Origin of the sequence: Kitasatospora cystarginea (assembly GCF_039533515.1) — a bacterium.
Lineage (GTDB): Bacteria > Actinomycetota > Actinomycetes > Streptomycetales > Streptomycetaceae > Kitasatospora > Kitasatospora cystarginea.
In genome coordinates this window covers 37,895-61,187 of record NZ_BAAATR010000024.1, presented here as the reverse complement: position 1 = coordinate 61,187, position 23,293 = coordinate 37,895, and the positions used below count along the sequence as shown (strand labels likewise).

21 protein-coding genes are annotated in these 23,293 nt (G+C 70.6%); 10 read left to right on the top strand and 11 right to left on the bottom strand.

Features of this window, described 5'->3' with window-relative positions; translation table 11 throughout:
* Window positions 1–44: 44 nt before the first annotated feature.
* The 3 genes from ABD369_RS24445 to ABD369_RS24435 all read right to left on the bottom strand — a co-directional run bounded on the left by ABD369_RS24445 (window position 45) and on the right by ABD369_RS24435 (window position 6,524).
* Entirely contained in the window at window positions 45–1,910 is a 1,866-nt protein-coding gene (locus ABD369_RS24445) for an ATP-binding SpoIIE family protein phosphatase (protein WP_344638677.1), read from the bottom strand.
* 176 nt (window positions 1,911–2,086) lie between these two features.
* Window positions 2,087–2,980 (bottom strand): class I SAM-dependent methyltransferase, encoded by an 894-nt coding sequence (locus tag ABD369_RS24440; RefSeq protein WP_344638676.1) that lies wholly within the window; start codon window positions 2,978–2,980, stop codon window positions 2,087–2,089.
* A gap of 574 nt (window positions 2,981–3,554) precedes the next feature.
* Window positions 3,555–6,524, bottom strand: coding sequence for an AfsR/SARP family transcriptional regulator (locus tag ABD369_RS24435; protein WP_344638675.1), 2,970 nt, complete (start codon window positions 6,522–6,524; stop codon window positions 3,555–3,557).
* A 214-nt stretch (window positions 6,525–6,738) separates the two neighbouring features.
* Between ABD369_RS24435 and ABD369_RS24430 the strand changes: the two genes are divergently transcribed.
* Window positions 6,739–6,972 (top strand): hypothetical protein, encoded by a 234-nt coding sequence (locus tag ABD369_RS24430; RefSeq protein ID WP_344638674.1) that lies wholly within the window; start codon window positions 6,739–6,741, stop codon window positions 6,970–6,972.
* A gap of 144 nt (window positions 6,973–7,116) precedes the next feature.
* Here ABD369_RS24430 and ABD369_RS24425 read toward each other — a convergent pair whose 3' ends face one another.
* Window positions 7,117–8,784: a fumarate hydratase gene (locus tag ABD369_RS24425; RefSeq protein WP_344638673.1), complete on the bottom strand. Its 1,668-nt coding sequence runs from the start codon at window positions 8,782–8,784 to the stop codon at window positions 7,117–7,119.
* 262 nt (window positions 8,785–9,046) lie between these two features.
* On the opposite strand from ABD369_RS24425, the gene ABD369_RS24420 reads away from it, so the two are divergent.
* Together ABD369_RS24420 and ABD369_RS24415 are read left to right on the top strand one after the other, a co-directional pair.
* Window positions 9,047–9,766, top strand: a complete 720-nt coding sequence (locus tag ABD369_RS24420; protein WP_425557758.1) for a DUF1707 SHOCT-like domain-containing protein — start codon at window positions 9,047–9,049, stop codon at window positions 9,764–9,766.
* 432 nt (window positions 9,767–10,198) lie between these two features.
* Window positions 10,199–10,564, top strand: coding sequence for a WhiB family transcriptional regulator (locus ABD369_RS24415; protein ID WP_344638736.1), 366 nt, complete (start codon window positions 10,199–10,201; stop codon window positions 10,562–10,564).
* Between the two features lie 108 nt (window positions 10,565–10,672).
* On the opposite strand, the gene glpX is transcribed toward ABD369_RS24415, so the two are convergent.
* On the bottom strand, window positions 10,673–11,710 hold the full coding sequence (glpX, locus tag ABD369_RS24410; protein WP_344638671.1) for a class II fructose-bisphosphatase: 1,038 nt from the start codon (window positions 11,708–11,710) through the stop codon (window positions 10,673–10,675).
* A 215-nt stretch (window positions 11,711–11,925) separates the two neighbouring features.
* Between glpX and ABD369_RS24405 the strand changes: the two genes are divergently transcribed.
* A complete protein-coding gene (locus tag ABD369_RS24405) occupies window positions 11,926–12,447 on the top strand; it encodes a DUF4245 domain-containing protein (RefSeq protein ID WP_344638670.1) in 522 nt (173 codons plus the stop codon).
* Between the two features lie 66 nt (window positions 12,448–12,513).
* Here the strand turns inward: ABD369_RS24405 and ABD369_RS24400 are convergent, their stop codons facing one another.
* The 3 genes from ABD369_RS24400 to xseA form a co-directional block, all read right to left on the bottom strand.
* Window positions 12,514–13,125 (bottom strand): malonic semialdehyde reductase, encoded by a 612-nt coding sequence (locus ABD369_RS24400; RefSeq protein WP_344638669.1) that lies wholly within the window; start codon window positions 13,123–13,125, stop codon window positions 12,514–12,516.
* 141 nt (window positions 13,126–13,266) lie between these two features.
* A complete protein-coding gene (locus ABD369_RS24395) occupies window positions 13,267–13,518 on the bottom strand; it encodes an exodeoxyribonuclease VII small subunit (protein WP_344638668.1) in 252 nt (83 codons plus the stop codon).
* Between the two features lie 99 nt (window positions 13,519–13,617).
* On the bottom strand, window positions 13,618–14,835 hold the full coding sequence (gene xseA, locus ABD369_RS24390) for an exodeoxyribonuclease VII large subunit (RefSeq protein ID WP_344638667.1): 1,218 nt from the start codon (window positions 14,833–14,835) through the stop codon (window positions 13,618–13,620).
* Window positions 14,836–15,002: 167 nt separating this feature from the next.
* On the opposite strand from xseA, the gene ABD369_RS24385 reads away from it, so the two are divergent.
* On the top strand, window positions 15,003–15,986 hold the full coding sequence (locus ABD369_RS24385) for a 4-hydroxy-3-methylbut-2-enyl diphosphate reductase (RefSeq protein WP_344638666.1): 984 nt from the start codon (window positions 15,003–15,005) through the stop codon (window positions 15,984–15,986).
* A gap of 130 nt (window positions 15,987–16,116) precedes the next feature.
* The gene (gene ppgK, locus ABD369_RS24380) at window positions 16,117–16,860 is read left to right on the top strand and encodes a polyphosphate--glucose phosphotransferase (RefSeq protein ID WP_344638665.1); all 744 of its coding nucleotides are present in this window, start codon (window positions 16,117–16,119) and stop codon (window positions 16,858–16,860) included.
* Between the two features lie 69 nt (window positions 16,861–16,929).
* Here ppgK and ABD369_RS24375 read toward each other — a convergent pair whose 3' ends face one another.
* Window positions 16,930–17,553 (bottom strand): DUF6542 domain-containing protein, encoded by a 624-nt coding sequence (locus ABD369_RS24375; RefSeq protein WP_344638664.1) that lies wholly within the window; start codon window positions 17,551–17,553, stop codon window positions 16,930–16,932.
* 122 nt (window positions 17,554–17,675) lie between these two features.
* Between ABD369_RS24375 and ABD369_RS24370 the strand changes: the two genes are divergently transcribed.
* Both ABD369_RS24370 and ychF read left to right on the top strand, forming a co-directional pair.
* Window positions 17,676–18,098, top strand: a complete 423-nt coding sequence (locus ABD369_RS24370; protein ID WP_344638663.1) for a VOC family protein — start codon at window positions 17,676–17,678, stop codon at window positions 18,096–18,098.
* A 119-nt stretch (window positions 18,099–18,217) separates the two neighbouring features.
* A complete protein-coding gene (gene ychF, locus ABD369_RS24365) occupies window positions 18,218–19,291 on the top strand; it encodes a redox-regulated ATPase YchF (RefSeq protein ID WP_344638662.1) in 1,074 nt (357 codons plus the stop codon).
* Window positions 19,292–19,398: 107 nt separating this feature from the next.
* On the opposite strand, the gene ABD369_RS24360 is transcribed toward ychF, so the two are convergent.
* Window positions 19,399–20,520: a tyrosine-type recombinase/integrase gene (locus ABD369_RS24360; RefSeq protein ID WP_344638661.1), complete on the bottom strand. Its 1,122-nt coding sequence runs from the start codon at window positions 20,518–20,520 to the stop codon at window positions 19,399–19,401.
* A gap of 17 nt (window positions 20,521–20,537) precedes the next feature.
* Window positions 20,538–21,035 carry a helix-turn-helix domain-containing protein gene (locus tag ABD369_RS24355; RefSeq protein ID WP_344638660.1) on the bottom strand — a complete coding sequence of 166 codons (498 nt, stop codon included), beginning with the start codon at window positions 21,033–21,035 and terminating at the stop codon, window positions 20,538–20,540.
* Window positions 21,036–21,157: 122 nt separating this feature from the next.
* Here ABD369_RS24355 and ABD369_RS24350 point away from each other — a divergent pair, with 122 nt between their 5' ends.
* A complete protein-coding gene (locus ABD369_RS24350) occupies window positions 21,158–21,355 on the top strand; it encodes a helix-turn-helix transcriptional regulator (protein WP_344638659.1) in 198 nt (65 codons plus the stop codon).
* Between the two features lie 193 nt (window positions 21,356–21,548).
* Window positions 21,549–23,099, top strand: coding sequence for a DnaB-like helicase N-terminal domain-containing protein (locus ABD369_RS24345; protein WP_344638658.1), 1,551 nt, complete (start codon window positions 21,549–21,551; stop codon window positions 23,097–23,099).
* Window positions 23,100–23,293 lie beyond the last annotated feature (194 nt).

Below are 23,293 nucleotides of genomic sequence, written 5' to 3'. Positions count from 1 at the left end.
CTTCGGCGCGTGCAGCCCGCGCAGCCTGCCGCGCTCCGGCCGGCTCACCGGCCGCGTTCGGCCGGCCGGGGGAGCCGCTGCTCGAACCAGACGACCTTGCCCGCGCCGAGCCTGGTCGCGCCCCAGCGGTCCGCGCACCTGGCCACTATCTGCAGCCCCCGGCCCCGTTCGTCCTCCGGTCCGACCCGCTGGGCCCGGGGCAGGACGGGGCTGTCGTCCCCGATCTCGCAGCGCAGCACCGAAGTCCGGACCAGCCGCAGGGTGACCGGCCGAGTGGCGTGCTGGATGGCGTTGGTGACCAGTTCGCTGACCATCAACTCGGTGCTCTCGGCCAGTGGTTCGAGTCCCCAGCGGCGCAGCGCGTGCCCGGCCAGGCGGCGGGCCCGGCCGGGCGTCTCGTGCCGGGGCTGGAGGTACCAGTACGCGACGTCCTCGGCCGGGATGCCGTCGAAGGCGGCGGCCAGCAGCGCGATGTCGTCGGCCCGGTCGCCGGGCGGGAGGATCCGCAGCGCCTCCTGGCAGAGCTGCTCGGGCGAGCGCGGCTCCGCGTTGCCGAGGCGGCTGCGCAGCACCTCCAGGCCGGTGCCGATCGGGCGGCGCCGGGATTCGACCAGTCCGTCGGTGAAGAGCAGCAGCGCGGAGCCGGGCGGTGCGGGCAGTTCGACCGACTGGAAGTCGACCCCGCCGACCCCGATCGGCGCGCCGGGCTCCAGGTCGAGCAGCTCGCTGCGGCCGTCCGGATGGATCAGGACGGGCGGTACGTGTCCGGCGTTGGCCAGCACCACCCGGTTCGCGATCGGGTCGTAGACCGCGTACACGCATGTGGCCAAGTGCTGTTCGTGGCCCAGTCGTTGGGCCTGTTCGTCGAGGTGGTAGAGCACCTCGTGCGGCGGTAGGTCGAGGGCGGCCAGGGTCTGCGCGCTGGTGCGCAGCTGGCCCATGATCGCGGCCGAGGTCAGCGAGTGGCCCATGACATCGCCGACGATCAGGGCCATCCGATTGCCCGGCAGCGGTACCGAGTCGTACCAGTCGCCGCCGACCTGGGCGCCGCTCTCGCCGGGCAGGTAGCGGTGCGCCAGCCGGACGCCGTGCCGCTGCGGAAGACGGGCGGGCAGCATGCTGCGCTGCAGCTCGTCGGCGATCTCCCACTCGCGGGAGTAGCGCAGCGCGGTGTCCACCGCGAGCCCGGCCTGGGTGGCCAGGTGGGTGGCGGTGGCGGTGTCCGCGAGATCGAAGGCGGTCGCGGCGTCGAAGGCGGCCGTCACCGGGTCCGCCACGGCGGGCTGCTGCGCCGGGACCTTGCCCGGCCGGCGGATCAGCAGCAGGAGTCCGAGCGCCGCCTTCCGGCCGCGCAGCGGCAGGGCGAGCAGCGCCGTGCCCGCCGCCAGCCGGGCCATCGTACGGGCGCCGTACAGCTCCTCCAGCAGCGGGCGCAGCCCGGCGGCGGACGGGGTGCCCAGGACCACCGGACCGGACGGCAGCTGCTGGCGGAGCGTTCGGGCGAGCACTCCGTCCGGCTCCACCCGGAGGGTGGGCGAGCGGCGGCCGAGCCGGGTGCCGTGGGCGTGGTGGATCCGCAGGGCGGTCGGGCAGCCCGGGTCGCGTTCGAGGTTCGGCAGCGGGTCGCGCAGGTGCACCACGGCGGCGTCGGCCAGCGCCGGGACCACGACCCGCCCGAGGTTGCGCAGGGTCGCCGTCAGGTCGAGCGAGCTGTTGATCCGCCGGGCGGCGCTGTCCAGGTACGCCAGGCGCTCGGCGATCGGCCGGCGTCCGGCCGGGGTCTGCGGCGGGATGGTGGCGGCGGGCGGTGCGGGCGGGGGAATGGTCATGGGTGTCATCGAGGGTGGCGAGCGGCGCTGGGTGGGCACGGTGGGCGGCTGCCCGGTCTGGGGCTGGTAGTGGTCGCGCACGGGCTGCCCGTTCCGGTAGGTCGTAGGAGTCTGGGGGAGTTCAGCGATCCGGTGGCCGATCGTTCGTGTTTCTCGATGTGTCCCGCGGGCGGTGGATCCTCGGTCGGTGGGCCTCGGGCGCCGGGCCGCGGCCGGGTGCCTCGCCGCCCGGCCCGCCGGTGGATCCACCGCGGCCGTCAGCCGGTCCGCCGACACCGCAGGAACAACTGCTCCTCCGGCGGCAGGGTGGTGCTCGCGGGGGCGTACGGGTGGCCCGAGTGGCCCTCGACCGTGAAGCCGGCCTCGGCCAGGGTCTGCTCCAGCTCCTCGCGCAGGTAGCCGCTGATCCTGATCTCGTGCCCGAGGAAGGGCAGCGGTGCGTAGTCGAGGTCGGCCTCCACCATGCCGAGGGCCAGCAGCCCCCCGGGCCGCAGTAGGTCGCGGATCCGGGCCAGCACCACGGGTATCTCGTCCTGGGGCAGCAGGATCAGCGAGAAGAAGGCGACCGCGGCGGCGAGGCTGCCCGCCGCCTCCGGGCCCAACTCCGGTACGCCCCAGGCGTGTACGGCGCGCGGCGTGGCCAGGTCGTACATGTCCATCCGGTGGTACGCGGCCGCCGGGACGGTGTGGCGGGCCAGGGCGAGCATCCCGTCGGAGAGATCGACCCCGGTCACCCGCAGGCCGCCCTCGGAGAGCTGGCGGATGGTCGGATCCCCCGTGCCGCAGCCGATGTCGAGGACGGGTGCACCGGGCTCGAGTTCGGCCAGCAGCCAGTCTCCGCACTCCAGCTGGCCGGCCTTGGCGGGGAAGACCTCGCCGTAGCGGGCGCCGATGGTGTCGAAGGCCACCGCCTGCAGCGCGCGCTCGGTGCGGCGCCGGCTCTCCCGTTGATCGGCGTTGCGGCCGGCGCGGTCGTCCGCGTGCGGGCCGGTCTGCCGGGTGGTTGGCCGACCGGTCTGCCGGTCGGTCGTGCGGCCGGAGTTCCGGGCGGCCGCGTGGTCTGTCTGCCGGGCGGCCGTATGGTCGGTCTGCTGGTCGGCGGAGGCGGGCCCGCGGCTCTGGGCGGGATCGGATATCTGTCCGGTCGTCACGATTTCGAGGCACCTTTCCACCCTGGCCGCAGCACGGCCGCGGGACCGGCGGCCGCCCTCGGCCCCCGGCCTCGCCACCTGCTGCGGTCCGCCACGCTCCCGCGTCACTGTGCTGCCTGTTGCCCTGCTGGTTTCCGTGTCCCGCTACTCGCTGTCGTGCCCGCCGGCGCGCCGGGCTTCCCCGCTCGGGCCCCCGCTCGGTCCGTTTTCCTCCCGGCAGTGCTTCGGGCACACTGCACTGGCCTTTGAGAATAGGCGTGATCACTCGGCGATGGGATCCCTTTCCGGCCAACTCGTCTTCGTTGGGACGAATTTGGCCGGGATCGTCGGAGCACATCGGGGCAGGAGGGGGTGGTGCGGGCAGCTGCCCCGCGCCGCACAGTTCATCGAGCGCCGCGCCTCTGAACTGCGGAAACGCGATTGGCGACGGCGTTTATTGAACGTCAATCGGCGTCTGTCAGAGTTCTTTCAGCGCCGGGGAAGCGTCAGGGCGTTCCCGCAGCCGGGGGGCTGCGGGAACGCCGACGGCACGGGGGAACTGACGCACGGGGGATCTCCTGTCGGGGGACGGAGATTACGGCGCAGGGGGAGCGGAGGGCTCGGTGTGCTGCTGCTCGATGAGGTCCCGTAGGGGGAGGGCCTCGGGCACACCGAGCCGCGTGAAGATCGAGTGCGCCTCCTGGAGACAGGCCAACCCACGTGCGGGCTGTCCCAACTCCAGGAGCGCCTCACCCAATGCCGCGTTCGCCAGGCCCTGGCAGTAGGCGGCATCCAGCTCCTGTGCGATCGCCAGCGCCTCCTCCGCCGCCTCGGCGGCTTCCGGAGGCTGACCGTCCGCCAGCAGGCAGGGCGCCAGCCTCGCCAGCGAGTAGCCTTCCCAGATCCGCCGCTGATCGGACTGGTACAGCCGGTGCGCCTCCCGCAACTGCGCCGCGGCCTCCCCGGGCGACCCGGTGGACCGCAGCACCACGCCGAGCTGGTACAGCGTGTCCGCCAGGCACGGCGTGTTCCCCGACGAGCGCGCCGCCTCCACGGCGGCCTGCGCGGAGCTGACGGCTTCGTCGTGCTGACCCAGGTCGAGATGTGCCCGGGCAAGATTGCCCAACAGTCGTGCCTCGCTGATCCTGGCTCCGAGGCTACGGCTGACCAGACGGGCCTCAGCAAGGAACGGAAGTGCCTCGGCGGGGCGGTCGGCCAGGCTCAGGACGACGGCGAGCAGGTTGGCGACATTCGCCCGGAGGTGCGTCTGGTCATCCTTCCCCTGCAGGTCCAGACTGCGGCGGAAGGAGAGTTCCGCGTTGTGGTACTCGCCGGCGACGTGCTGCAGGAAGCCGAGAGCCAGTTGGATCCGCGCCAGGGCGGCATTGTCGGAGTTCGACCGGGCGTTGGCGTCGGCGGTGTCCAGCGCCACTCTTATCCGCTGCCCATGAGTTGGGTCCTCGACCAGACCGTTCAGGACGATGAGCAGGTCCACGGCAGGCCGCAGCAGCTGCAGGGGGCCTTGAACAGCAGCCTCGATGCTACTGAGCACCAGAGCGAGTTCCGACCGAAGCCAGTTCCGGGCAGCGTCACCCCCGCTGAAGGAGCAACCCGTGGAGACGGGTTGGTGAAGCGACTCCGTCAGCACGTCGTCGGGCTCGATCGCCTGGGCGGCATTCCGCATGGTTGCCACCAGTGAATCCAGCAGGCGGAGGAGAGCGGCGTGTTGAGCAGTGGTGTCCCGGAGCTTCTCGTTCTGTCGTTGGGCAAAGAGACGAAGCAGGTCGTGGTACCGATAGCGGCCGGGAGTAAAGCACTCCAGCATGTTGGCCTCTACCAGGGCTTCCGCAAGCTGCTCCGCAGCGTCCTCACTGACGCCGAGCAGATCTGTGACAGCGCTCAGGGGAAGGTCGGGAGCGTCGATCAGAGAGAGCAGACGGAAGGCGCGTGCCTCCTCCGTCTTCAGCTGCCCGTATCCGAGGCCGATGGTGGTTTCCACGGCCAGGTTGCCGAGCTGTAGCTCACTCAGCCGCCGCCGCTGATCCGCTAACCGACGGGCCAGATCGGAGACACTCCAGCGCGGGCGACTTGCCAGGCGGGCCGCAGCGATCCGGACGGCCAGTGGTAGGAGTCCGCAGGCCCGGACGACAGCCAGTGAGGCCTCGGGCTCGGCCGCGACACGCTGCTCTCCGACGATCGCGGAGAACAGTGCCAGTGCCTCCGCCGGGGTCAGCTCCTCGACGTCCACCAGGTGAGCTCCGGGCAGTTCTGCCAGTCGGGAACGGCTGGTCACCAGGACAGCGCTGCTGGACACGCCTGGGATCAGAGGTTTGAGTTGCTCGGCGTCCTTGGCGTTGTCGAGGAGGATGAGCATCCGTCGATCGGCAAGCAGTGACCGGTACAGGGCAGATCGTTGTTCAAGTGTGTCAGGAGTTTCGGCGGCTCCCAGCGCATAGAGGAAGTCGCCGAGCACCACAGCAGGGTCCGCAGGTGAAGCACCGGCACCACGAAGGTCGGTGTACAACTGGCCGTCCGGGAATTCCGACCGCAGACGGTGGGCGACATGAACCGCGAGGGTGGTCTTCCCGACCCCACCGATCCCGGCCAGTGAAGTGACGACGACGGCCTGCCCGGAGCCGCTGCCCAGCACACTCTGGAGCTCACTTACGAGCTCGGTACGGCCACTGAAGTCGGACACATCGGCCGGAAGTTGTGCCGGTGGTACGAAGGGCACGGCCTCATCGGCCGCGTTCACTCTTGCGAATGATGCAGGGGCAGGCATGAGTGCGGGGTCGCCAGCCAGGATCCGGGAGTGAACCGACCCCAGGCCGGCTCCCGGTTCGACCCCCAGTTCCTCGATGAGCAGCTTGCGGGTGTCGCTGTAGACACCGAGTGCCTCTGCCTGGCGGCCGCAGCGGTACAACGCAAGCATCAACAGCTCACGGAGCCGTTCCCGTAGCGGGTGCTCGGCGGCGAGCGAGCTGAGTTCAGCGACGGTTTCCGAGTGGAGGCCAATCTCCAACGCGGCCGCACATCGCTCTTCCGCAGCGCTGATCTGACGCTCAGTCAGGCGCATTCGCTGGGCTTCGGCGTACGGTCCCGGGATGCCGGCCAGCGGGCGGCCGGCCCACCGAGAGAGAGCCGAGGCGAGGAGGCGGTGAGACTCGCGGAAGTCTCCGCTGGTCTTGGCGGTGGCGGCCGAGGCGAATTCGTTTTCGAACGCTGCCAGGTCAAGAGCTTCGGGGGGGATCCGCAGTGCATAGCCGTCGCTCACAGAGACCAGCAGCTCGGCGGGGGTACGTACTTCACGGTGCGGTTCGATGACGGTTCGCAGCCGCGACACATAGGTTCGCAGCGCGGCCACTGCTTGCGGCGGAGGACGGTCACCCCATAGGCCGTCGACCAGGTCCTGCGTTGCCACCGGCCGACCGTGATTGAGCAGAAGCGCAACCAGAACCGCCTGCTGTTGTGGCGACCCGAGCGAGAGGGGCTGCTCTCCGCGCCAGGCTTGGACGGGACCGAGCACCTGGAAGCGCAGCGCATGCGACTTCCCCTGAAGCTCCATGAGATCCCCCGATGGCATTGATGTGCTTCCCGAGCGTCACGCTCCACGGTCTCGCGTGAGGCGCCAGCTTATGAGGAAGCGGGCAAACGTTGGAGAAGAAGACACGCCTCGGGGTGTTTATAAGACATTTAACGAACACTACGATACTTGGCTCGCGCCTTGACTCTCCGGTCGGGCCGAAGTGACCTGATGACCCGAAAGGCGGCTTTGATCCATGGCCGACAACACCACCACCAGCGCCGTTCCGGCCGGGACTTCGCCGGTGCCCGAGCAGCCGGCGTCCGCCGAGCACACACTCCCGGCTGCTGACGCCCAGCCGATTCTCGACGTTCTCAATGGTCTGGCCGAGCCTGAGCCCAATACTCAGGCGGTGCCGGCTCCTGACACTCAGCAGCCCAAGAAGGACGGTGGCTTCGAGCCGCTCGGAACCATCATCAACCGCCCGTAACCGGACAGTTCAGTGCCCTGCTCCGCCCTTCGTGGTGGCGCAGGGCATTTGTGTGCGGCCGGACAGGTGCCGCCCGACCGGCAGAGCCGCCCCGCCCGCGCCGCGAACGGCCGCAGGCAGGGCGGCTCAAAAGCCGCTACACCGCTACTGCGCCGAGCGGACCCGCAGGTTGGTGATCAGCGGACCGTCCGTCACCTCGGCGAAGAAGTCGTTGCCCTTGTCGTCGACGACGATGAAGGCCGGGAAGTCCTCGACCTCGATGCGCCAGACGGCCTCCATGCCGAGCTCGGGGTACTCCAGGACCTCGACCTTCTTGATGCAGTCCTGGGCGAGGCGGGCCGCGGGTCCGCCGATCGAGCCGAGGTAGAAGCCGCCGTGCTTGGCGCAGGCCTGGGTGACCTGCTTCGAGCGGTTGCCCTTGGCGAGCATGACCATCGAGCCGCCGGCCGCCTGGAACTGGTCGACGTAGGAGTCCATCCGGCCGGCCGTGGTCGGGCCGAAGGAGCCGGAGGCGTAGCCCTCGGGGGTCTTGGCGGGGCCGGCGTAGTAGACCGGGTGGTCCTGCATGTACTGCGGCATGCCCTCGCCTCGGTCCAGGCGCTCCTTGATCTTGGCGTGCGCGATGTCGCGGGCCACGACCAGGGTGCCGCTGAGCGAAAGCCGGGTCTTGACGGGGTACTTGGACAGCTGCGACCGGATCTCGGACATCGGCCGGTTCAGGTCCACCCGCACGACCTCGTCGTCCAGGTGCTCGTCGGTGGTGTCCGGCAGGTACTTGGCCGGGTCGGTCTCCAGCTGCTCCAGGAAGACGCCCTCGGCGGTGATCTTGCCCAGCGCCTGGCGGTCGGCCGAGCAGGAGACGGCCATCGCGACGGGCAGCGAGGCGCCGTGCCTGGGCAGGCGGATCACCCGGACGTCGTGGCAGAAGTACTTGCCGCCGAACTGCGCACCGATACCGATCTTCTGGGTCAGCTCGAAGACCTTCTGCTCCAGCTCCAGGTCGCGGAAGCCGTGACCGGTCTTCGCGTCCCCACCGGTCGGCAGGTTGTCCAGGTAGTGCGCCGAGGCGTACTTGGCGGTCTTCAGCGCGAACTCGGCGCTGGTGCCGCCGACCACGATCGCCAGGTGGTACGGGGGGCACGCGGCCGTGCCCAGCGAGCGGATCTTCTGCTCCAGGAAGGAGAGCATCGACGACTCGTTGAGGATCGCCTTGGTCTCCTGGTACAGGTACGACTTGTTGGCGCTGCCGCCGCCCTTGGCCATGAAGAGGAACTTGTACGCGTCGCCGTCGGTGGCGTACAGCTCGATCTGGGCCGGCAGGTTGTTGCCGGTGTTCCTCTCGTCCCACATGGTGACCGGGGCCATCTGCGAGTAGCGCAGGTTCAGCTTGGTGTACGCGTCGTACACACCGCGCGCGATGGCGGACTCGTCCGAGCCCGCGGTCAGCACGTTCTGGCCGCGCTTGCCCATGACGATCGCGGTACCGGTGTCCTGGCACATCGGCAGGATGCCGCCGGCCGAGATGTTGACGTTCTTCAGCAGGTCCAGCGCGACGAAGCGGTCGTTGGGGCTGGCCTCGGGGTCGTCCAGGATGCGGCGCAGCTGGGCGAGGTGGGCCGGGCGCAGGTAGTGCGAGATGTCGTGCATCGCCTCGGCGGTGAGCAGCCGCAGGGCCTCCGGCTCGACCTGCAGGAAGGTTCGGCCCCCGGCCTCGAAGGTGCTGACGCCATCGGAGGTCAGCTTGCGGTAGGGGGTGGTGTCCGCACCGAGCGGCAGGAGGTCGGAGTATTCGAACTCTGGCGTGGGAGCCATGGGGGAGGTCCTTAACTGATTCGGCTGCGACGACGAAGCACCCCCAAGGGTAGGCGGCGGACCGGGTACCGGTGCGGGCAGGTGGGCCTGCGTGACGGGGGTCACGCGGATCGCGGCGGACTGGGCTGAACTGCCGTTCGGCCGGGGCCGTGATGGCTAGTCTTGGCCCGTGGACAACTCGTCGTCGCCGCAGGACAAGTCGCAGAACGGGCCGCAGGACAAGCCGTCGCCGCAGCAGGACCCGGGGCTGCCGCCCGTCTCCATGACCAAGCCCGAACGATCGCCCGCACCCGAGCGGGCGCCCGCCCCGAAGCCGGCTCCGGCCCTCATCGACACCGCGGCCGTCCCCGAGGCCGAGATGCGGGCCTCGGACGCCGACCGCGAGCGGGTCGCCGAACTGCTGCGCGACGCGTACGCGGAGGGACGGCTCACGATGGAGGAGCACGCCGACCGCATCGAGGCGGCGTACGGGGCCAGGACGCTCGGCGATCTCGTACCGCTGACCCGGGACCTGCCCGCGCACCGGCCGATCTCGATGGAGAAGCCCCCGCTGCGGCAGCCGGAGCCGGAGCCCGCACCGGCGTCCAGGCCGCCGGCCCGCCAGGAGGCGCCGACCATGGTGGCGGTCTTCGGCGGCGCGGAGCGCAAGGGGCGCTGGCGGGTCGGACCGTACCTGCGCGCGGTGGCGGTGTTCGGTGGGGTGGAGATCGACCTCACGGACGCGGTGTTCGAGTCGCCGGAGGTGGTCATCGAGGTGACCGCGATCTTCGGTGGGGTGGAGATCCGGGTGCCGGAGAACGTGAGCCTGCACGGCGGTGGCGTCGGCATCTTCGGCGGTTTCTCGGTCCGCGAGCAGACGGCGGCCGATCCCTACGCGCCGGTGGTCCGGGTGAAGGGCGCGGCGGTGTTCGGCGGCTGTGAGGCAAGGCCGCGCCGGGGCAAGAAGTTGCGCGAGTGGGCGCGCAGGCAGCTCGACCGCTGACCGCCCCCTCGCGGAAGAGCAGAACACCTGTCCGGCCGGGCAGTTGGACCGTTGCCCGGCATCCGGATCCTCAACCACCGCACCGGCCAGGACAGTTGCCCACGTCCAGGCCGGTGCCGCCGTTTCGCGGCCTGGGGGCGGACCGGGGTGAACCGTCAACAGGGCTTCCGGCACTCACCGTTGGGATGAGTGCAGTCCGTAGTCGGTCGGGTGCGTTGTGCATGAACCGGGATACCGCTGGGTAGTTCCTCCCGCACATCGTTTCTTGTACGGCTGTGACCCCGGAGACGGCAGACGCCGAAGCGGCCGAGGCCCGACGGGGTGAGCACGGGGCAGCCGGGCAGTGACGCGAGCCTTCCCCCGAGTCTCGAAACGTCGTAGGAGTAAGCCGTGCTGCATCCGATCGAGTCCAGCGTCCGTACCACCGTGTTGATGGCGGGGCGACGCAGTCCCACCGGCCTGCTTGGCGCCGGGACGCAGCAGCTCGACCGCCCCGAGGACAGTCCCTGGCACACCGGAGCGGCCTGCCGCCGCGACGAGGCCGGACTGTTCTTCGCGCCTTCGAAGGAGCCCACCGCGGCCCGGCTCTCCCGGGAGGAGCAGGCCAAGCAGGTCTGCGCCCGCTGCCCGGTGCTGCTGGAGTGCCGGGAACACGCGCTGGTCCAGCCGGAGCCGTACGGGGTGTGGGGTGGGCTGACCGCGGCCGAGCGGCGCGTGGTGCTGGCCCGGCGGCGGCGCCGCGACGGCGAGTTGCGGGAGGCCCGGCGGGTGGGCGAGCAGCGGCGGATAGCGGGGTGAAACGGCCGGTGGGCCTCGGGAGACTCTCCCGAGGCCCACCGGCCGTTCTGCGGTCCGCTGCCGGGGGCCGCCCGGCGGCGTGCCGGTCGTCGTCGGTCGGCGCCGCCGTCAGTTGGCGCGGTCGAAGTCGATCGCGCTGTAGGCCCGCAGCTTCGAGAGCTTGTGCACCGAGTCGATCTGGCGGATCGTGCCGCTCTTGGAGCGCATCACCAGCGAGCTGGTGGTGGCGGTCTCCTGGCGGTAGTGGACGCCGCGCAGCAGCTCGCCGTCGGTGATGCCGGTGGCGACGAAGAACACGTTCTCGCCGCTGACCAGGTCGTCGGTGCTGAGCACGCGGTCCAGGTCGTGGCCCGCGTCCAGCGCCTTCTGCCGCTCGGCCTCGTCCTTCGGCCACAGCCGGCCCTGGATGACGCCGCCCATGCACTTCATCGCGCAGGCCGCGATGATGCCCTCGGGGGTGCCGCCGACGCCCATCAGCAGGTCGATGCCGGTGCCCTCGCGGGCGGCCATGATGGCGCCGGCCACGTCGCCGTCCGAGATGAACTTGATCCGGGCGCCCGCCTCGCGGATCTCCCGGACCAGGCCGTCGTGGCGCGGGCGGTCCAGCAGGACCACGGTGACGTCCTCGACCGCGCTGCCCTTGGCCTTGGCCACCCGGCGGATGTTGACGGCCGGCGGGGCGGTGATGTCGACGAAGTCGGCGGCCTCGGGGCCGGCCACCAGCTTGTCCATGTAGAAGACCGCGCTGGGGTCGAACATGGTGCCGCGGTCGGCCACGGCCAGCACCGCGACTGCGTTGTTCATGCCCTTGGCGGTCAGCGTGGTGCCGTCCACCGGGTCCACGGCGACATCGCACTCGGCGCCGGTGCCGTCGCCGACCCGCTCGCCGTTGTAGAGCATCGGGGCCTCGTCCTTCTCGCCCTCGCCGATGACGACCACGCCGTTCATCGAGACGGTGGAGACGAGGGTGCGCATGGCCTTCACGGCCGCGCCGTCGGCGCCGTTCTTGTCGCCTCGCCCGACCCAGCGGCCGGCCGCCATGGCGGCGGCCTCGGTGACCCGGACGAGTTCGAGGGCGAGGTTCCGGTCCGGAGCCTCCGGGGCGACCTCGAGGGATCGAGGGAGGTTGTGCGGGTGGGTGGTCATCGTCGTTACCTCTCTGTACGCGACGGCCAGCGAGCGCCCGACTACTGCCTGGTCGAACGCCGTGATGAGGGTGCTGCGATCGTATCTGGCTACGAGATGACTGTCTGTGGCGCCCACCGTCGCTACCTGCGATTCTGGGCGGTTTTGAGCCGTTTCCGCCTCCGACGCGGACCCCGGGTGCAGGGTGCGGGGTCCCGATGGTTCACCATGAGGGGGTGGCAGGCAACAGCAGCATGAAGGGCCGGCAGACGGTACGGGACATGGTCCTGTCGATGGCGGCTATCGGTGTCGTGGTCGCGGTGGGATACCTGTTCCTCCCGCACGGCGGTGGCGACGGCGTACACGTCGTGGACTACCGCTCCTCGCTCGCCTCGGCGAAGCGCGCCGCTCCCTACCCGCTGCTGGGGCCCGAGGGCCTCTCCGACAAGTGGCGGGCCACCTCGGTGGAGTACGGCCAGGACGCCAAGGGCAACGCCACCTGGCACCTGGGCTTCGTCACCCCGTCCGGTGACTACGCGGCCATCGAGCAGAGCAACGGCGCCCGGGACCAGGTCATCGAGAACGTCGTGGCCGGCGCCAAGCCGGACGGCAGCGCCACGGTCGGCGGCAAGCCGTGGGAGCGCTACCAGGGCAGCCAGTACCGCGGCCTGACCGTCCAGACCGGCAGCGCCACCACAGTGGTCACCGGCAGCGCCTCGTACCAGGAGCTCTCCGAGCTCGCCCAGTCGCTGAAGTGACCCGTACGGCGAAACGGCCCCCGGCTCTCGGAGCCGGGGGCCGTTCGTGTTGCGGCGGACCTGGGGTCAGACCGTGGTGACGACCTGGTCGTACTCAAGCCGCGGGCTGCGCGGGAACCAGGCGTCCTCACCCGGCATGCCGATGTTGACCACGGCAAGCACCGAGTGGTCGCCCTCGGGGAAGAACTCCTTGTTGATGGCCGCGGCGTCGAAGCCGGTCATCGGGCCGGCGGCCAGACCGGCGGCGCGGACGCCGATGATGAAGTACGCGGCCTGCAGGGCGCCGTTCAGGGCGGCGGAGGACTCGCGGGTCGAGCGCTCCGCGAAGAAGACGTCCTTGGCCTGCGGGAAGTGCGGGAAGACGGTCGGCAGTTCCTCGTGGAACTCGTTGTCCTGGGCCAGGATCGCGACCAGCGGGGCGGCCGAGGTCTTCGCCTGGTTGCCCTCGGCCATGTGCTGCACCAGGCGCTCACGGCCCTCGGGGGTGCGGACCAGGACGATGCGCAGCGGCTGCTGGTTGAACGCCGTCGGGCCGTACTTGATCAGATCGTAGATCGCCTGGACCTGCTCGTCGGTGACCGGCTCGTCGGTGAACGAGTTCGCGGTGCGGGCCTCGCGGAAGAGCAGGTCCTGGGCGGCGGCGTCGAGCACCAGGGCGTCGTTGGCTGCGATAGTCATGCTTCTACACCTTTTGCTGGAGACGAAAGCGTCGGGGCGGCACCGTCGCCGCTCGGCTGGTCCAACAGTAGGTGAAACTTAAACTATTCCGCAAGAAGGCCGTGACGCGGCTCACGTTCCCGGCCCTGTCACCGGTCGGTCCTAGGCGTCCGCGCTGTCGGCTCCCTCCTGCTCGGCCGCCAGGGTCGCGTCCAGCCGCGCCCGCGCACCGTCCAGCCAGCGCTGGCAGACCTTCGCCAGCTGCTCGCCGCGCTCCCACAGCGCCAACGACTCCTCCAGCGGGACACCGCCCGCCTCCAGCTGTCGGACCACCTCCAGCAGCGCGTCCCTGGCCTGCTCATAACCCAGGGCGTCGTCGTCGTTCCCCGGGCCTGTCACCTGCTGATCTGCCATGCCGCCCAGCCTAGGTGCCACCCCTGACAGCAGGGCGGGCCGTCGGGTCCGGGCGTGGGAAACCGGTGGAGGCGCAGGAAGCCGGCGAAGGCGCCGCCGCTACACGTTGGCTTCGCCGACCGTCACGTCGAAGGCGCCCTCGGCGACCTTGGCGTGCAGCTGTTCGCCGGCCGCGACCTGTGCCGGATCGGTCACCACGTGTCCGTCCGTCCGCTGCAGCACGGCGTACCCCCGCTCCAGCGTGGCCAGCGGCGAGAGCGCCACAACCCGCGCCAGGGTGTGCCCCAGGTCCGACTCCGCGGCGTCCAGCCGGTGGCCGAGGCAGCGCCGGGCCCGCTCGACCAGTGCGGCCACCTCGTCGGCCGGCCCGTCCACCAGCCGGTGCGGAGCGGCGAGCACCGGACGGCTCCGCACGCTCGCAAGCCCGGCCAGCTCCCGTTCGACCCGCCCGAAGACCTGCCGACGCGCCCGGTCCCGGAGCTGGTGCACCTTGGTCAGCTCCTCCCCGACATCCGGCACGACCCGCTTGGCGGCGTCCGTCGGAGTCGAGGCCCGCAGATCGGCGACCCAGTCGAGCAGCGGCTGGTCCGGTTCGTGCCCGATCGCGCTGACCACCGGCGTGCGGGCGGCGGCCACCGTCCGCACCAACTCCTCGTCGGAGAACGGCAGTAGATCCTCGACGCTGCCGCCGCCCCGGGCCACGATGATCACGTCGACCTCGGGGTGCGCGTCCAACTCCCGTACCGCGGCCGACACCTGGGCCACCGCGCTGACCCCCTGCACCGGTACGTTGCGCACCTCGAAGCGGACGGCGGGCCAGCGGCGCCGCGCGTTCTCCAGGACGTCCCGCTCGGCGGCCGAACCGCGCCCGGTCACCAGGCCGATGCAGTGCGGCAGGAAGGGCAGCGGCCGCTTCCGCTCCGCCGCGAACAGCCCCTCGGCCGCCAGCCGCCGCTTCAGGTGCTCCAGCCTGGCGAGCAGCTCGCCCAGCCCCACCAGTCGGATCTCGGAGGCCCGCAGCGAGAGCGTGCCGCGCGCCAGGTACCACTCGGGCTTGGCGAGCAGGATGATCCGCGAGCCCTCCTGGACGTCCTCGGCCACCCGGTCGAACACCGCCCGGAAGCACGTCACGGTCAGCGAGACGTCCCGCTCAGGGTCACGCAGGGTCAGGAACACCACACCGGCCCCCGGGCGCCGGCTGAGCTGGGTGATCTGCCCCTCGACCCACACCTCGCCGAGCCGGTCGATCCAGCCCCCGATCAGCGCGGAGACCTTGCCGACCGGGATGGGCGCCTCAGGTGAACTGGTGTTGGCCATGCGTACGAGGCTATCCCCGGCGACCGACAGCGGAGGCCACCCTGGACGGCCCGGCGGTGGGCACCGGGCCGTGGCTTCCGGCGCCGCCCGTCCGCTCGGCGGCGCAGGCCACGCGCGCGGGACGGTACCGCCGTCGCGGTCCGAACGGGGGAGGGTGGGCCCGTACCATGGGTGCCATGTCCAACACTGCTCAGCGCCGCGTCCTGCTCGCCGCCCCCCGGGGTTACTGCGCGGGCGTCGACCGCGCCGTGATCGCCGTGGAGAAGGCCCTTGAGCAGTACGGGGCGCCGATCTACGTCCGCAAGCAGATCGTGCACAACAAGTACGTCGTGCAGACCCTGGAGAAGAAGGGCGCGATCTTCGTAGACGAGACGGAGGAGGTGCCCGAGGGCTCGATCGTGGTCTTCTCGGCGCACGGTGTCGCCCCCTCGGTGCACGACGAGGCGAAGGCCGGCAAGCTCGCCACCGTCGACGCCACCTGCCCCTTGGTGACCAAGGTCCACAAGGAGGCCGTGCGGTTCGCGGACGAGGACTACGACATCCTGCTGGTCGGCCACGAGGGCCACGAGGAGGTCATCGGCACGATGGGCGAGGCCCCGGACCGGATCCACCTGGTGGACGGCGCCGAGGACGTGGCCAACGTGCAGGTGCGCGACGAGTCCAAGGTCGTCTGGTTGTCCCAGACCACCCTCTCGGTGGACGAGACCATGGCCACCGTCGACCAGCTGAAGCAGCGCTTCCCGCTGCTGGTCAGCCCGCCCAGCGACGACATCTGCTACGCCACCCAGAACCGCCAGGTCGCGGTCAAGAAGCTGGCCCCGGAGACCGACCTGCTGATCGTGGTCGGCTCCAAGAACTCCTCCAACTCCGTCCGCCTGGTCGAGGTCGGTCTGGAGTACGGCGCCAAGGCCGCGCATCTGGTCGACTTCGCCGACGAGATCGACGAGGCCTGGCTGGAGGGCGTCACCACGGTCGGCCTGACCAGCGGCGCCTCGGTGCCGGAGATCCTGGTCGAGGGTGTGCTGGCCTTCCTCGCCGAGCGCGGCTTCGCCGACGTGGAGATCGTCAAGACCGCCGAGGAGCACCTGACCTTCTCGCTGCCCAAGGAGCTGCGCCGCGACCTGCGTGCCGAGGCCGCCGAGAAGCTCTGAACGCCGCCGCGATGCCCGGGAGCCATGGGGCCCCGGGCATCGTCGCGTCCGGCCCCGGGTATCAGCAGGCGGGCGCCGGCCGGCGCCCGTACGTTTGTGCACAGGCTGTGGACGACGGAGGGCAGTGGCCATGACGGCGGTATTCGGCGTTGACATCGGCGGCTCGGGGATCAAGGGCGCGCCCGTCGACCTGGAACGCGGCGAGCTCACGGAGGAGCGGTACAAGATCCTCACCCCGCACCCGGCCTCGCCGGAGGCGGTGGTCAGCGCCGTCTGCGAAGTGGTCCACCACTTCGGCCACCAGGGCCCGGTCGGGCTCACCTTCCCCGGTGTGGTGGTCGACGGGCACACCCGTACGGCGGCCAACGTCTCCAAGGACTGGATCGGCCAGGATGCGCAGGGCCTCTTCCGGCAGGCCCTCGGCCTGCCCGCCACCGTGCTCAACGACGCCGACGCGGCCGGGCTCGCGGAGATCACCTTCGGCGCCGGCCGCGACCAGGGCGGGGTGGTACTCGTCCTCACCTTCGGCACCGGCATCGGCAGCGGCCTGTTCGTGGACGGCGTCCTGGTCCCCAACAGCGAGCTCGGCCACCTGGAACTGCGCGGCAAGGACGCCGAACGCCGGGCCTCCTCGGCGGCCAAGGAGCGCCACGAACTCAGCTGGTCCGAATGGGCCCTCAGGGTGGACGAGTACCTCGACCTGGTGGACCGGCTGTTCTCCCCCCGGCTGATCATCATCGGCGGCGGGGTCAGCCGCAAGCACGACAAGTTCCTGCCCCTGCTGAAGCAGCGAGGGGCGAGGATCCTGCCGGCCCGCCTGCGCAACGACGCCGGCATCGTCGGTGCCGCCATGGCCGCCGCAAAGTCCGGCTGACGCCCGGGCGCGGCACCTTCCGGGGCGCGCACCCGTCCGCGGAGGACAGTGTGCCTGCGGAGCAGGCCCTCAGCCGTTCGACCTGCTGCGCCTGAGGCGGCGCTGGGCCACGAACCGGGCCGCCACGATCACGCCCGCCAGGCCGGTGCCGCCGAACAGCCACTCGGCCCGGACCGCGAGACCGGCCGCCAGCGCCACCACCTGCCCGGTCACCCCGGGCGAGGCGACCGGCTCGAAGATCACCAGCGCGGCGGCGAAGGCGATCGGCCCACTGATCGGCGCGGCGGCCAGGTCTGCGAACCGCACCCGGATCGCCAGCTGGAAGCAGACCACCAGGTAGCCGATCCCGAACAGCACCCCGATCTCGTCGAACAGCAGCCGGTCCACCGCCGCCACCAGCACGGTGCCGGCCACCGCCACGACGCCGGTGCCGACGGCGGTGAGCCGGGCCGGCCGTCCGCTGCGCGGACGCTCCCGGGCACCGAGCTGGAGCGTCAGGCGCAGGCGCGCCTTCGGCGGGGCGGGCTGCACGGCCGTGCGCCGCCTGGACGGCTGGCGGACCCGGGACTCGGGGGGCGTGGCGGGCCCCGGTACGGCGGCCTCCGCGGCGGTACCGGCTGGCGGTCGCCGTCTGGGCCCGGGCGGCTGGGTACGGATGCTCTGCTCCACCCAACCAACGTACGGTCCGATCATCGCCACAGTGTGTAATGGCTGCGTTTGGCCCTCGCCCGTGTCCCCGGGCCGTGAGTAGTCTCAGGAGGCCCGTCCGGGCGGTCCCGCCCGGACGCGTTCGGACACGACCAGGGGGAGGCGGGATGTCCGTGACCGAGCCGAGTGCCGAGGCGGCCTTCGGGTTCGAGCGGCTGCACCACATCCAGCTGGACATCCCGGCGGGCAGCGAGGACGTCTGCCGGGAGTTCTGGGCCGGGGTGCTCGGGATGGCCGAGGTCGAGAAGCCGCCGGTGCTGGCGGCGCGCGGCGGCTGCTGGTTCCGGGGCGGCGGGGTCGAGGTGCACCTCGGTGTGGTGGCCGAGTTCGCCCCGTCCCGCAAGGGCCACCCGGGCATTCTGGTCCGTTCGCTGGACGACCTGGCCGCCCGGCTGGAGGCGCACGGCCACCCGGTGGTCTGGGACGGCAACCTCCCCGGCTACCGGCGCTTCCACTCCGCCGACGGGCTGGGCAACCGGCTGGAGTTCCTGGAGCCGGCCGTGGAGCCCGACGGCGCCGGGGAGGTCTGAGCCACCGGGGCCGGGCCCGTACCCCGTTCGCGCCCGTACCCCGTTCGGCTGGCCCTTAGACTGGGGGATCGGCCCCTACGGTGCCATTCCACTCCTCCAAGCCCACGGGACTGCGCTTCATGTCGCTCACGATCGGAATCGTCGGCCTGCCCAACGTCGGCAAGTCGACTCTTTTCAACGCCCTGACCAAGAACGACGTGCTGGCGGCCAACTACCCGTTCGCCACCATCGAGCCCAACGTGGGCGTCGTCGGCGTCCCGGACACCCGGCTGGCCACGCTGGCCGGAATCTTCGGCTCGCAGCGGATCCTCCCGGCGACGGTGGACTTCGTGGACATCGCGGGCATCGTGCGCGGCGCGAGCGAGGGTGAGGGCCTGGGCAACAAGTTCCTCGCCAACATCCGTGAGGCGAACGCCATCTGCCAGGTCGTCCGGGCCTTCACCGACCCGGACGTGGTGCACGTGGACGGCAAGGTATCGCCCAAGGACGACATCGAGACCATCCACACCGAGCTGATCCTCGCCGACCTGCAGACCATCGAGAAGGTGCTGCCCCGGCTGCAGAAGGAGGCCCGGCTCAAGAAGGAGACCGCGCCGGTGCTCGCCGCCGCCGAGGCGGCCCAGGCGGTCCTGGAGAGCGGCAAGACCCTCTTCGAGGCCGGCTTCGACACCACCCCGATCCGCGACCTCCACCTGCTGACCGCCAAGCCCTTCCTCTACGTCTTCAACGTGGACGAGGAGGAGCTGGTCGACGAGGACTTCAAGAACGCCCAGCGCGAGCTGGTCGCCCCGGCCGAGGCGATCTTCCTCAACGCCAAGATCGAGTCCGAGCTGATCGAGCTGGACGACGCCGAGGCCCTGGAACTCCTCCAGTCCATGGGTCAGGACGAGCCGGGCCTCGCCACCCTGGCCCGGGTCGGCTTCGACACCCTCGGCCTGCAGACCTACCTGACCGCTGGTCCCAAGGAAACCCGCGCCTGGACCATCAAGAAGGGCGCCACCGCCCCCGAGGCGGCCGGTGTGATCCACACCGACTTCCAGAAGGGCTTCATCAAGGCCGAGGTCATCTCCTTCGACGACCTGGTCGAGGCCGGCTCCATCACCGAGGCCCGCGCCAAGGGCAAGGCCCGGATCGAGGGCAAGGAGTACGTCATGCAGGACGGCGACGTGGTGGAGTTCCGCTTCAACGTGTGAGCGACTGAACGGAAGGCCGTCTGACCTGCGACGGAGCGGGTTGGGCGGCCTTTCGGTCCGCAGGGAGTCCGCAAGGCTGCCAACTCCGGCCAACGCCACCGGCGGTGTTATGCCGCTTCGGTGGTCGGGAGATCACCCTGTGCTGGGCCTTCGTTGCCGTAGGCGCGGTCCACGGCAGCCCGGGTCCGCTCCTCGGAGTCGGGCCAGAGGTGGGTGTAGATGTTGAGCGTCATGGCCGCGTTGGTGTGACCGAGCCGCTCGGAGACGGTTTTCACCGACTCACCGTGCTTGATCAGCAGGCTGGCGTAGTGGTGCCGGAGGGCGTGGGGACCGGTGCCCTTCGGTATGCCGGCCTTCTGGCAGGCGGGCCGCCATGAGCCGTCCATGAAGCTGGTGTAGACGACCGGGCCGCCTTCGGGCGCGGTGAAGAGCCAGCCCTCGGGCTCGTTGACAGGGAAGTCCCGTAGGTGCGCCTTGACCGCGTTGACCGCGACCTTCGGCAGGGGCACCGTGCGGTATGACCGCGCGGTCTTCGGTGGCCCGACGTACACCCCATGCTTCGCCGTCTGCTGAATCTGCTGCTCGACCGTCACCGACCCGTGCAGCAGATCGATGTGCCGAACCTGGAGCCCGAACAGTTCGCCGGGGCGGAGGCCGGTGGAAGCGCCGAGCAGGACCAGGCCCCGATAGCGGCTGGGGATCTTCTCGGCCAGGTGGCGAACCTGACTCACCGGCAGTGGGACGACCTGCTTGCGGGGCGCCGAGGGCAACTTCGCGTCTTCGCAGGGGTTGTGGGGGATCATGCGGTCGCGGACGGCCGCCCGGAAGACCGCGTTGACCGTGTTGAAGACGGTCCGTGAGGTGCTGGCTGCCAGGTTGTGGGTGGTGGTGAGGCCGGTCACCCAACTCTGGACATCGCCCGGCTTGATCGCACCCAGCGCTCGCTTCTCCCAGGCCGGGTACACGTAGCAGCGCAGGTGCTGGGCAACGGCCTTGGCTGTTGAGGGCCGGTGGGGCTGTCGGGTGCGCCACTCCTCTGCGTACTCCTTGAAGTTCTTCTTGGCCGACCGGGGGTCGACGTACTGACCGGTGACCACGCTGGCCGTGACCTCGTCGAGCCACCGCTGGGCGTCGGTCTTGCGGTCGAAGTGACGGGCGTGCTCCTTGCCGTCCAGGTCTCGGTACCGGGCCCGCCACTTTCCGTTGGGCCGCTTCTGAATGTTCGCCAAGTCGGCTATCTCCTTTGTCAGTAGTAACCGCCCCTCTCGATGTACTCGGTCAGGGCGCGGGCATCGCGTTCCTCGCCCATGAGGCGGAGGCACTGCTCGTGGATGCCCTTCGAGCTGTCGGGGTGGGCTGCGATGTAGTCGGCGGTGGCGACGACGGCTTGGTGCAGGCGGTCCTCCGCGTCGCGGGCCTCGTAGAACGCCTCGACCGCCTCTTGGACCACCCGTCTTCCTTCGATGTCGACGCCCTCCAGGGGCGGCGACATGAGCTCCTCCAGGGGTAGCTCGAAGACACGGGCGAAGCCGAGGGCCTCATCCAGGGTGATCTTGCGGCGCGGATTCCCGTTCTCGATGCGCCAGACCGCTGTCTGGTTCATCGGGACGCCGGCCTTGGTCATGCGAACCGCCAGCTCGGTGGTGCTCCACCCTCTGACCTCCCGCTCCAGCCCAATGCGCGCCGCCGCGTTGCCTTCGCTGTACAGCAGCGGCGCTTCGCCGCCGCCTGGCTCTCTGGACATGTCGCCTCCATCGCGTCTCATCGCTATCCCGATTGAACCATCTCCTTTCCCGTTTGACTAGCCGCTGGTCGTACGGTACAACCTATTCACCAGGGAACGCAACCTAGTCAAAGGGGAAAGTCGTGGAGCGCTATCTCACCACGTCCGAAGTCGCCGAGCGGTACCGCACCGCCGAGAGCACCGTGCGGTACTGGCGGCACACCGGCTACGGCCCTCGGGGTGTGAAGGTCGGCCGCCGAGTCCTCTACCTGGAGTCCGAGCTTCAGCGCTTCGACCGAGAGTTGCACGAGCCGGGTGACCACTGGGTGCTGGGGGCGTGATGCGCCCGCCCTCCTGGCGGCGATCACGGCCTGATCGACTCCGGCCCCGATCGCACCACAGACACCCAAGTACGGGAACGGCCCCTGGTGTTGGAGCACCAAGGGCCGAGACGACTCCCTGACGACCGCCGCAAAAACGATCTACCCGGGTGCCATTGGCCTGCCAGCCGCACGGCACCCGCGAGGAGTTTCCTTGTCCAAGCGTACGTTTCCGGTCCCGCGAACCGCACCCCCCTTCTCCTGCGACGACCCCGCATCGTCCACCTGGAGCGGGCTGGGCGGGCTGCCGCCCCCGCCCCACGACCTGGACGCCGAGGCCATGGTGCTCGGCACCGGCATGTTCCAGCCTGAGGCCATCGACCTGATGCGTCCGGTCCTGCAGCCCGGCGACTTCTACCGGCCCGCCCACGGTGACATCTGGCGCGCCCTGCTGGCCCTGCGCGACGACGGTTCCCCGACCGATCCGACGGCCGTTGGTGCCCAGCTCGCCCGAGGCGGAAACCTCAGCCGCGTCGGTGGCCAGTCCTACCTGCACCGCCTGTCCACCGCCGCCATTCCCGCCCCCGGTGCGGACTACCACGCGCACATCGTGCGGGAGAAGGCAGAACTGCGCCGCTGGCAGGCGATGGCCGTCCGTCTCCTCCAGCAGACGGACTCCGAGGGCGCTGACCCTGAGCAGATCCGAGCTGTGCTCGATGCCGAGCTGAGCAGTGCCGCCGACCGTGGCATCGGCCTCCAGGGGCAGCGGCTGACGAGGTTTGCCGTGGACGGCTGGTCGTTCGTTCAGGACCTCGGCACCCAGGCCGAGCCGATCTGGGGCAGTCACGAGCAGACCGCGTGGGCCGCCGGGGAGAGCCTGATGCTGGTCGGACCGCCCGGAGTCGGTAAGACCACGATCGCCCACCAGATCGTCCTGGCCCGGCTCGGCCTCCTTTCCGCTGTGCTCGACATGCCGGTCGCTGAGGGCGAGCGGGTTCTCTACCTCGCGATGGACCGGCCGCCGCAGATCGCCCGAGCCTTCGCTCGTCGTGTTACCCCTGCTGACAAGCGGCACCTTGCCGAGAGGCTGGTGTTCTGGACCGGCCCGTTGCCTGCCTCGCTCGACAAGGAGCCGAACCTGCTGGCCGAACTGGCGGCGGCTCACCGGGCGGACACCGTGGTGATCGACAGCCTGAAGGACGTGGTCGGCAAGCTCACCGACGACGAAGCCGGGCTGGCGTACAACAACGCCCGTCAGCGGCTCCTGCGTGGCGGTACCCAGCTCCTGGAGCTGCACCACCAGCGCAAGTCCGGCGGCGACGCCAAGCGCGGCGAACGCCCGGTGCTGGACAGGGTGTATGGCTCCGCCTGGTTCACTGCCGGGGCGGGCAGCGTGCTGTTCCTCAGCGGGGCGGCGGGCGACCCGGTGGTCAAGCTGCACCAGCTCAAGACCGTCACCGGGGACGTCGGGCCCTTGTCGGTGGTTCACGACCACACCCGGGGCACCTCGACCGTGGACACCTTCCTCGATCCCGAGACCATTCTCAAGACCGCGCCGCAAGGATTGACGGCCCGTGAGCTGGCCAGTCGCCTGACCGGCGAGGCCGAGCCGGAGCGGTCCGACGTCGAGAAGGCCCGTCGAAGGCTGGAAGCCCTGGTCAAGGCTGGGAAAGCGACCAAGCAGGACGGCTTCGCGGGCGGGACCGGAGGCGGTCAGCAGACCCGCTACCGGGCCACCGCCCGCCACATCGCCGCAGTCTCCTGACCGTCCCGCAGATGGATGGCACACCGCCCCCGGCCGCTGAGGCCGGGGCGGCACGCCAAACCGATCACGCAGCCGCTCACGGGCCATTGGCGGCGCTGGCCCCCACGCACCGCCCACAGTGCGCACGCTGCGAGACAAAACCACAGGTCGCAGGCTCACGATCACCTGCACGCCGTCCACGCGGCCCTGCCTGC

Coding starts and splice junctions, on each gene's coding strand:
- ppgK (WP_344638665.1), top strand. CDS start 16,117: ATGACGGCGGTATTCGGCGTTGACATCGGCGGCTCGGGGATCAAGGGC.
- ABD369_RS24430 (WP_344638674.1), top strand. CDS start 6,739: ATGGCCGACAACACCACCACCAGCGCCGTTCCGGCCGGGACTTCGCCG.
- ABD369_RS24415 (WP_344638736.1), top strand. CDS start 10,199: ATGGCGGGGCGACGCAGTCCCACCGGCCTGCTTGGCGCCGGGACGCAG.
- xseA (WP_344638667.1), bottom strand. CDS start 14,835: ATGGCCAACACCAGTTCACCTGAGGCGCCCATCCCGGTCGGCAAGGTC.
- ABD369_RS24400 (WP_344638669.1), bottom strand. CDS start 13,125: ATGACTATCGCAGCCAACGACGCCCTGGTGCTCGACGCCGCCGCCCAG.
- ABD369_RS24425 (WP_344638673.1), bottom strand. CDS start 8,784: ATGGCTCCCACGCCAGAGTTCGAATACTCCGACCTCCTGCCGCTCGGT.
- ABD369_RS24395 (WP_344638668.1), bottom strand. CDS start 13,518: ATGGCAGATCAGCAGGTGACAGGCCCGGGGAACGACGACGACGCCCTG.
- ABD369_RS24370 (WP_344638663.1), top strand. CDS start 17,676: ATGTCCGTGACCGAGCCGAGTGCCGAGGCGGCCTTCGGGTTCGAGCGG.
- ABD369_RS24375 (WP_344638664.1), bottom strand. CDS start 17,553: ATGATCGGACCGTACGTTGGTTGGGTGGAGCAGAGCATCCGTACCCAG.
- ABD369_RS24420 (WP_425557758.1), top strand. CDS start 9,047: ATGACCAAGCCCGAACGATCGCCCGCACCCGAGCGGGCGCCCGCCCCG.
- ABD369_RS24385 (WP_344638666.1), top strand. CDS start 15,003: ATGGGTGCCATGTCCAACACTGCTCAGCGCCGCGTCCTGCTCGCCGCC.
- glpX (WP_344638671.1), bottom strand. CDS start 11,710: ATGACCACCCACCCGCACAACCTCCCTCGATCCCTCGAGGTCGCCCCG.
- ABD369_RS24355 (WP_344638660.1), bottom strand. CDS start 21,035: ATGTCCAGAGAGCCAGGCGGCGGCGAAGCGCCGCTGCTGTACAGCGAA.
- ychF (WP_344638662.1), top strand. CDS start 18,218: ATGTCGCTCACGATCGGAATCGTCGGCCTGCCCAACGTCGGCAAGTCG.
- ABD369_RS24435 (WP_344638675.1), bottom strand. CDS start 6,524: ATGGAGCTTCAGGGGAAGTCGCATGCGCTGCGCTTCCAGGTGCTCGGT.